This window comes from Chloroflexota bacterium (assembly GCA_013152435.1).
Taxonomy (GTDB): Bacteria; Chloroflexota; Anaerolineae; order DUEN01; family DUEN01; genus DUEN01.
The window spans coordinates 1-9,182 of record JAADGJ010000078.1 but is presented as its reverse complement, the minus strand read 5'-3'; the positions used below and the strand labels follow the sequence as shown (position 1 = coordinate 9,182).

6 protein-coding genes are annotated in these 9,182 nt (G+C 64.8%); 5 read left to right on the top strand and 1 reads right to left on the bottom strand.

The genetic code is table 11. The features are described 5' to 3' along the window. Positions 1-180 precede the first annotated feature (180 nt). The gene (locus GXP39_11775; protein ID NOZ28713.1) at positions 181-780 is read right to left on the bottom strand and encodes a DUF2680 domain-containing protein; all 600 of its coding nucleotides are present in this window, start codon (positions 778-780) and stop codon (positions 181-183) included. Between the two features lie 232 nt (positions 781-1,012). Between GXP39_11775 and GXP39_11770 the strand changes: the two genes are divergently transcribed. The 5 genes from GXP39_11770 to GXP39_11750 all read left to right on the top strand — a co-directional run. Then, positions 1,013-2,452, top strand: coding sequence for a glycoside hydrolase (locus tag GXP39_11770; GenBank protein ID NOZ28712.1), 1,440 nt, complete (start codon positions 1,013-1,015; stop codon positions 2,450-2,452). 42 nt (positions 2,453-2,494) lie between these two features. Further along, positions 2,495-4,354: a hypothetical protein gene (locus GXP39_11765; GenBank protein NOZ28711.1), complete on the top strand. Its 1,860-nt coding sequence runs from the start codon at positions 2,495-2,497 to the stop codon at positions 4,352-4,354. A 44-nt stretch (positions 4,355-4,398) separates the two neighbouring features. Beyond that, complete coding sequence (locus GXP39_11760) at positions 4,399-4,536, top strand: hypothetical protein (protein NOZ28710.1); 138 nt, start codon at positions 4,399-4,401, stop codon at positions 4,534-4,536. Continuing rightward, positions 4,530-5,459: a hypothetical protein gene (locus GXP39_11755; GenBank protein NOZ28709.1), complete on the top strand. Its 930-nt coding sequence runs from the start codon at positions 4,530-4,532 to the stop codon at positions 5,457-5,459. The genes GXP39_11760 and GXP39_11755 overlap by 7 nt, the downstream gene beginning before the upstream one ends. Positions 5,460-6,046: 587 nt before the next feature. Then, on the top strand, positions 6,047-9,182 hold a 3,136-nt coding region (locus GXP39_11750; GenBank protein ID NOZ28708.1), incomplete at its 3' end, for a YncE family protein.

Sequence of the window (9,182 nt, the reverse complement as noted above, 5' to 3'; positions counted from 1 at the left end):
TTATTCTCGCACAGTTTGCGGGATATGTAAAGTCATCCCATATATCCTTTTTCAGTGAAGATGCGGTATGCCGGGCACAGTTTGTCCAAGTATACGCACGCTATGGTCTCTGCGGCCCAGGAACAAATGAAAGAGGCGGGGATATACTCCCCGCCTCTTGAGATAGGTCCTTCGCCTCTCTTACCGGCGACCACCCATCCGGCCTCGACCCATGTGGAAGGTGCCTCGCAGGTCGTTCACGCCGTCACCGTCCTCATCGACGAAGTGATCGCACACCCCGTCACCGTCGGCGTCCACGAAGCCGGGCCCCGCGCCCCGACCAGCATGCTGATCATTGAAGCCTCGAGGTGTGAAGGGCTGGCTCAGCCGCTCGGTGAGGTTGGTCTTCATCGTCTCCAGGATGGCGTCCGCCTGCTCCTGGGTGATGCGCCCGTCCTCCACGGCCTTGTCCAGGATAGCCTGGCGCTTGGCCAGGAGGGCGTCGATGATCTCATCCAGCTGGTCGCCCGCGATGTCGGCGATGGACTTACCGTCCTGCAGCTCCGCAACCAGCTCCGTGCGGTCCATGCCCAGGATCTCCGCCGTGACGGCGACCGGCGAGTTCTGCGGGCCGCCCCACTGACCCTTCACCTGCATGCCGTATCCGGGGCCGCCCCTGCGCTGCCACACCGGCGAGTCGTTCGTCGGCCCCTGAGCAAAGGCCACCGTGTTGAACACGAACAGGCCTACCAGAGCCAAAACCGCCGCGATCGTCCCGAAACGCTTCCAGTTGAACCTCATTGCCATACCTCCTCTTATGTGTTGTTGGGTTCCTTGTGTCTTTCTGTCCGGTGATGGTGGTTCCATCACCTTTCGCCTCCAGCTTACCCGGGGATTATGGAGAAGTCATGGAGAACTCGTGTATAAGTCATGGGATTGGTGGAGACGTTGGGGTTGTGCTATACTCGCTTCGCCGCACGGGCTCATCGGCTGCTCTGGTCGATGGGAGAGGAATCCTTCTGGGAGCGATGGCATGGTGCAATCCTTTGCGGAGTATCGGTCTCAATTGCCTCAACCTGTGTTGCCCTCTGGCCGTTCGGATTGGTTGGACCTGTATTGGCGTGCCTGGGAGCTGGCCGTTCAGAACATACGCCATGGCACGCCGCAGAATGGGTTCGTGGAGAGCTATCTGGACGCCGCGTTCTCCGAGAACATCTTCCAATGGGATACCTGTTTCATCGTCATGTTCGCCCGCTACGCCTGGCATCTGCTGCCGGTGGCCCCTGCCCTGGATAACTTTTATCGGAAACAGGAGGAGGACGGCTGGATCTGTCGGGAGTACCGGGGGAACAACGGCGCCCCCCTGTTCGCGAAGGGCAGCGCGGACGCGATCAACCCGCCCCTCTTCTCCTGGGCGGAGTGGGCGCTCTATCAGCTTAGCGGGGACGGCGAGCGGCTGGCTCGCGTCTGGCCTCACCTGGCCCGATACGATGCCTGGCTGCGCGGCCATCAGCGCGGCCCGGAGGGGCTTTACTGGTCCTCACAATTGGGGTGCGGGATGGATAACTCGCCGCGCTTCGCCGCCCGCTGGGTGGACATGTCGGCGCAGCAGGCCTTGAACGCCCGCTGCCTGGCCCTGATCGCCCAGGTGATCGGTCAGCCGGAGGCGACGGTAGCGGCCTATCAGGAGGAGCACGCCGCCCTGACGCGGCAGATCAATCGCTATATGTGGGATGAGAAGGCGGGGGTGTACTGGGATCTGGACGGCAAGCTGGAGCCGTGGCCGGCGTTGACCATCGCTTCCTTCTGGACGCTCCTGGCGGATGTGGTGCCGCCCGACCGGGCGGAGCGACTGGTGGCGGTCCTACGGGATCCGGCTCGCTTCTGGCGGTTGCACCCATTCCCCACCCTTTCGGCCGATCATCCCGCGTATCGGCCGGATGGCGGGTATTGGCAGGGGGCCGTATGGGCGCCCACCAACTATGCCGTGATCAAGGGGTTGCGCCGGGCTGGCTTCGGTGATCTGGCGCGTGAGGCCACCGCCCGGCACCTGGATCAGATGGCCGCCGTGATGCGCTCGACGGGCACGCTGTGGGAGAATTATGCGCCGGATGCCCCCAAGCCGGGGCGGCCGGCGGCCGGCGATTTCGTGGGGTGGTCGGGTGCGGGCCCCATTGCCCTGCTCATCGAGGAGATCATCGGCCTGGAGGTGGATGCAGGAGGGCAACGGGTGCATTGGCGGTTGGAAGAGGATGTGCCGGTGGGCGTGCGCAATCTTCGCCTGGGCGACAACACCATCAGCCTGGTGGCCGAGGAGGAGGATGAGGTGGGCATTCGGGTGCGGGTGGAGTGTGATCAGCCCTTCCTCCTGGAGATCGAGACGCCCTTCCGAGAGTTCGTGGAACAGGTGCCGGCCGGCTCTCATCGATACACGTTGACCTATCTGGATCGCACCGATGTGCGTGAGTCGTAGGGCGGCACTGCTTAACCCGATGGCGCGATGAGAGCGGAAGGGGTGTCGGCTCGTCTGCGCGTGGCTGAGCGCCGCGGGGTTCTTCTTCTGATCCTCCTCGGCGGGTTCCTCCTGCGGCTCTATCAGCTTGGCGCGCAGAGCCTCTGGTATGATGAGACGGTGAGCGCCTTTCTGGCCTCGCAGAGTGCCGCGGACCTCATCGCCCATACCGCTCGAGACATCCATCCACCTCTGTATTATCTCCTTCTGCGCCTCTGGACCTTTGCGGCGGGCGATTCCGAGTTCGCCCTGGCCTTCTTCTCCGTGTTCTGGGGCATGCTGCTCATCGCCATCACGTATCGGATCGCCCGTCATCTGGTTGACACCCCGACCGGGCTCCTCGCCGCGCTCCTGGTCGCCGTCTCTCCCTTTCACGTCTGGTATTCCCAGGAAGTGCGCATGTACACGCTGGGGTCCTTCCTGGGGATGGTGACGCTGTATGCGCTGGCCCGCCTGTGGAGGGCCACGGGCCGCCCCTGGCGCCTTTGGATCGCCTGGATCTCGGCGGCAGCGGTCGGGCTGTACACCCTCTACTACTTCGCTTTTCTGCTCGTCGCCGAGAACCTGTTCGTTTTGGGGAATGCGCTGTGGCAGTGGCGGCGAGAGCGGAGGTTCGATGGCTGGCTGTGGCGGTGGCTGGGCGCGCAGGGCGTCGTGATCCTACTCTACCTGCCGTGGTTGCCCATCTTCTATCGACAGGCCACGAATCCTCCCGTACCCCCCTGGCGCTCCTTTACGGGGGCGTGGTCGGTGCTGCGCGATGCCTGGACGGCGCTGACGCTGGGGCAATCCGTGACGCCTGGACAGGTGTGGCCGGCGTTGCTTATCGCCGCGGCGCTCTACTCCTTCGCCCTGTGGCCCGATCGAGAGAAACGGGACGGGGCGTTATCGGGTGGGGTGGTCCGGTTGCTCCTGGCCGGTTACACGTTTGTTCCCCTGGCCCTCCTGTACCTGTTCTCCTACGTAACCCCGCTCTTCCACGTGCGCTACGTCTTCCTGTACGCGGGGACGTTCTACATCGTGCTGGCGTGGGGGCTGCGGCGTCTTTGGGGGAGGCCGCGCGGGCGGAGGGATTTATGGCGCGCCGTGGTGATCGGGGGATTACTTCTCTCCTACGGCGGCGCCTCTGCCTTTTCCCTTCACCAGTTCTGGACGGATCCGGCCTACGCGGCGGATGATCTACGCGGCGGCGTGCGTTATATCGCCCAGCACTTGGGCCCGGACGACGCGATCCTGATCAACGCCGGATACGCGTACACCGCCTTTCGCTACTACTATCGCGGGCCTATCGCCTGGCAGGGACGGCTGACGAGCTATCCGGAGGAGGGCGTTCCCAGCGGGCGGGGGGCGGTCATCGTGCAGACGGGCACCGTGGACGGGTCCCCCGACCTGGGGTGGGGGGACCCCGAGGCCGATTTCTACGCCATGCCGTGGGGTGAGGCGGAGGCGGCCTTGGGGCGGCTGTTCCGCCACCACTCTCGCGTCTGGGTGCTGCGCATCTATGATACGGTCACGGATCCCGAGGGGCGTATTCGCGCCTGGCTGGAGACGCACGGCCTGCTCTTAGATGATCGGCTGCTGACGGGAGAGGCCAACGCCCGGGTGCAGGTGTGGCGCACCCATCGAGAGCCGCTGTTCGAGGGGCCGGAACCGCAATATCCGGTGGGGGTGGCCCTTGGGAAGGAAGTGCTGTCGCTCCAGGGATACGATGCCCCGACGATGCGGGCCAGGATCTGGCGATCTCGTTGCAGTGGCGGTGGCGGGCCGATCCAGGGACCCGGGACTCGCGTCGTAACTACCACCTCTCGCTGGGCCTGTTCGATGCGGCCGGCCGCCGGTGGGCGCAGACCGATGAGCTGTTAGGCGGCCCGCTGTATCCTACCAGCCGGTGGGTCCCGGGCGAGGTAATGCGCTCGCCCGTGCGGTTCCCCGTGCCGCTGGGCGTCCCTCCGGGTGACTATTTCCTGGACGTGACCGTGTACGATGCCGATGACATGGCGGCACTCCCCGTGGAGGATCCCACCTGGGCCAGCGAGAGGTGGTAGTTACGACGCGAGTCCCGGGTCCCTGGATCGGCCCGCCACCGCCACTGCAACGAGATCGCCAGATCCTGGCCCGCCGCGCGGCGGCGAGCTTTGCCGGCCGGGTGCAGCTTGTGCGCTACGATCCGCCGATGGGCCGGATCCGCCCGGGCGAGCGTCTGAGCGTCCGCTTGCTGTGGCGTGCGCGAAGGGCGGCGGGTTCAGACGGCCAGGTCGTGCTGGCTTTGTTGGGGGAGGACGGCCGCCCGGTGGTCTCCAGCGCGCAGCCATCCGCGGGGGGATTGTATCCCATGTCCCGGTGGGCGCCCGGGGAGGTCGTGCTTGACCGGCCGGAGCTACTGGTCCCCGGCCGGGTGCCCGCGGGGCGCTACCGGCTGGGGGTGGGAGTTCAGTCGGCCGATGGGCGCCTGTTGCGCTGGCGAGAGGGATTGTTCCGCCGGGGCGAGTACTATGTCCTGGGCGAGGTGGAGTTGGCCTCTCGTCCCGTGAACTTCGACGTACCTCCGATGGAGCACCGCGTGGACGCCCGGCTGGGTGAGGTCGTCCGGCTGTTGGGGTTCGACCTGGACCGCTCCCGCGTGCGTCCTGGCGAGACCATCGAGGTGGTCCTGTATTGGCAGGCCCTGGGGGAGATGACGGAGAGCTTCAAGGTCTTCAATCATCTGGTCGGCCCGGATGGGAACCTGTATGGGCAACGGGATGGATATCCGGCGAACGGCGCCCAGCCGACCTCCGGTTGGGTGGTGGGTGAGGTGATCACAGACCGCTATACGATCCCGGTGGCCGACGACGCGCCGGCGGGCACCTATCGTCTGCTCACGGGTATGTATCGAGAGAGCGACTTCTCCCGCCTGCCCACGTTCGATGCCGATGGCCGTCCTCTGGGTGACACGATCCCGTTGGCTGAGATAGAGGTCGCCCCATGAGGGGCAAACGGCGGCTTGCCCTATTCGCATCAACTGAACAGCATGGGCGAGGTTCTCGCCTGTCGCTTTCCCCCTCCACGGGCGGTCGCACCTGAAAGGGGAGGTGCGGAGGGGAAGCCCCTCCGCAGGAAAACTCTTTTTCTCGCCTTCTACCTGCCTGGTTGGGGCTTTGGCCGGTGGCCTCCAGCCCCACGGGGCAGGTGAGGGCCTGAAAATAGGTTTCCTCGGAGGGGCTGCTGCCCCTCCGAGCCACCTCAGAGATACGGGGCCACGCTTCCGCATCGCTTAATTTGATACCAATGGGGCGAACGGCGGCTTGCCCCATAGGACGACAACTCCTTTTCCCCTGGTTTGTATCGATTTTCTCGGTGCAGGTCCTCGTATCTCGTGTAGTGAAATCCTCGTTGTTCTGAATCTTCCTCGCTCGTGCGGGTAGGTTCAGCCTCATTGACCAAAATTTCCTGTATCGATTCCTTTTGCTCTTGACAACAAAACGTAGTAGTATTAAACTGTCATAAGGGCATTGTCGTGGTATCTATCATGGCGCGGCGTGGACCCTGGATATCCCTTCGATATGAGGCCGAGGCATGCGGAATCGCTCGTTCGCACAAGGCACACGTTCCTGGCTCGTACTGGCAACAGCCTTGGCGTTCGTCGTGGTCCTTGCCGCGTTGATCCTCGTGTCCCGTTTGCCTCAGCACACTGTGTCGTCCGCCCCATGGATGGCGCCCTCCTCCGCGGAGGAGGTCTCTGCGTCCGAACCCGTTGCCGTGCCGACACCGGGCGCATCCGGCGAGGGATTTCCCTCGATCCTTTACGTCATGTATGACTGGCGCAATCAGGACTACCGAACGGAATACCCGGAGTACGGCCCCATTGGATCGCATATCGAGTTCACCTGGGATATCGTGAACCCGGCTCCCGGGGTGTTTAACTGGACCGGCTATGATCGCTACCTGGCGAAGGCGCGAGGGATGACCGTCGAGCTGGCGTCCGGCCAGGTGATCTCCAAACCCGTCCAATTCACGGTGATGATCTACGGCTCCGAGGACTTCGACCGATTGCGGGACTTCACCCCTGAGTGGGTGTATCAGCGTGCGGGACGGGAGGAGACCGTTGACGGGAGGCGCGTGGGGTATGCCCTCCGGCCGGAGGGGTGTCCGGTGGCCGGGGCGCCGGCCTATGATGACCCCGTGTGGCGGGAGGCGTTCGCGGAGATGGTGCGGGCTTTCGGCGCCCGGTACGGCCAGGACCCGCAGGTGGCCGGGATCTGGATCGGCGTAGGGATCGATGATGAGACCCAGCCGACCAAGCAGGTGGGCCTGTGCGATTATCCGGCCGAGCTGGCCAGAGAGGTCACGTGCGGGGAGTATATGGATTTCATTCGCGAGGCGATGAATCTGTACGCGGAGGCGTTCCCGCAGAAGCCCCTCTGGATCCAGGCCGGCCCGGGGGCGTGCACCGCACATGGACGCTCAGCCTGGAGCACGCGCAAGCAGATCATGGAATGGGCCGTCCCGCTGGGGATCGGATACAAGAACAACGGGTTGCAGCCGGACAAGGCCAACGCTGTCGGCTATCAGCACAGCGCGGGTTGGGAGTCCCTGGATATCGCCGATCGCCTGTGGCGGCAGGTGCCGATCGCCTTCGAGCCCGCCTACAGCGCCCCGATGGGCGATGACGCGCCCGTGGAGTACGCCTACTGGATGGTCCTGAACGCCCTGGCCCATCACGCGGATTTCATCGATGTGCAATATCCGTGGTTGGAGGCGCTGGCGAAGGTCCCGGAGATCTTTGATCTCCTGCCTCGCTCCCTGGGCGTGGATCAGCGAACGACCACGGATGTCTGGATCGTATTTCGCGATCGTGAATATCCCCCTCTGATGTTCAACCGGACGGGCATGGGAGGGGACCCCGGTGACTGGGAGTTCTTCCTGCAACGGCTGGAGGGGCCGGGGACTCGAACGGTGCATCTGGTCAGGGAGGATCTGCCATCGAAGGCCAGACGGCAGCCCTATAGCCGTCATGCCCGTCGGACTGACCTGGCGCGGGGCGGCGTTTACATCCCGTTGGATGTGGATGATCGATGGCGGTACGGGGGCACTCAGGAGGATGTTCGCTATCTGATTCGAGTGTGGTACCTGGATCAGGGGCGGGATAGCTGGGCATTCGAGTACGCCGACGCGGCGGGCGAGGTTCACCAGCGGAAGGTGCAGAAGGGTGGTAGCAACCGCTGGCGGATCGCGGAGTGGATCCTGGACGATCTGGTGCTGATGAACGGTCTGCCGGGCGGATCGGACGTGCGACTGAACAGCCTTCGCGACGGCGATGACACCTTCCACAAGGTGTTGATTCGCGCGCTGCCCTCGGCGGAGCTGCCGACGCCTACGCCCACGTCTGAGCCATCACCGACGTATCCGCCGTCGCCGATCTCCACGCCGACGCCTACGGCTACGCCGGTGGCCGTCCCAACGCCGACGTTCACGGCATCGCCTTCGCCGACGCCTACGCCCAGAGCGACGCCGACGGCGAGGCCCTCACCTCCCGGGACGGGGAAGGTCTGTGTTCCCTCGTTGATCGCCTCGATCCCCGTGGGGGCGCATCCGAAGGGCGTGGCGGCCGCCGACGGCAAGGTGTTCGTGGGCCTGTTTGATGACAGCGCGGTCGCCGTTCTGGACGCCAACTCGCTGCAGCGGCTGGCGACGATCTCCACGGCTGGCGGCCATGCGAACGGTGTCGCGTATGCCAACGGAAAGGTGTACATGGCGAACCGGGATGCCCGCCGGGTGTCCGTGATCGATGTGGAGCAGGCGAAGCTGCTGGGGGCCGTGGATGTGGGCTCCTTGCCCTGGGGTATGGCCGCGGATGGCGATCGCGTGTACGTGGCCAACTTCGGTGACCACAGTGTCACGATCATAGACGCGAGGGCCGACGAGGTGGTGCGTACCGTCTCCGTGAGCCTGTGGCCGGCTTTCATTGCCGCCGCCGATGGACGTGTTTACGTCACCCATCTGGACGGCCGCATCACCATCCTGGACCGGGAGGGTCAGCTCATCGGGGCCCTGGCGTCTGTGGCCCGGGATGCCTGGGGCGTGGCCGTCGACCCGGAGGGGGGCAGGCTGTTCGTCAGCAGCCGGGAGGAACGGACTATCATCTCCTTTGATCTGAAGACGTGGCGCAAGCTGAAGGTATACACGCTGCCGGCTGCGCCCTACGTGATCGCATATAACCCTACGACAGACCACCTGTTTGCCGTTGCCGCAGCGGAGGATGCGGTGTACACACTGGATGTGGGTGATGGGCGTGTGTTGGGGAAAGTGCCCGTGGGGCGGCAAGATGCCACCGAGGGCGGACAAGGGGTATCTGTATGGAACGATCGTGTCTTTATCACCAACTACGCTGCGGGAACGGTTTCCATCCTAGACGAGAGCGACTGCAGGGAACGTACCCGTCCCACGGCCACCCCCAGCCCATCACCCACAGCAACACCGACCGTCACGCTGAGCCCGACACCGACCGCGACGGCCAGCGCGACGCCGTCGCCTACGGCGTCACCTACGGTGACGCCAAGCGCGACCTCTACGGACACGCCCACGGCGACGCCGAGTGCGACACCCACGCCGACGGTCGTGCCAACGGATACGCCCAGCCCGACGCCCAGCCCGACGCCGAGTGCGACACCCACGCCGGAGGCGACGTATCCGCCGTCGCCGATCTCCACAC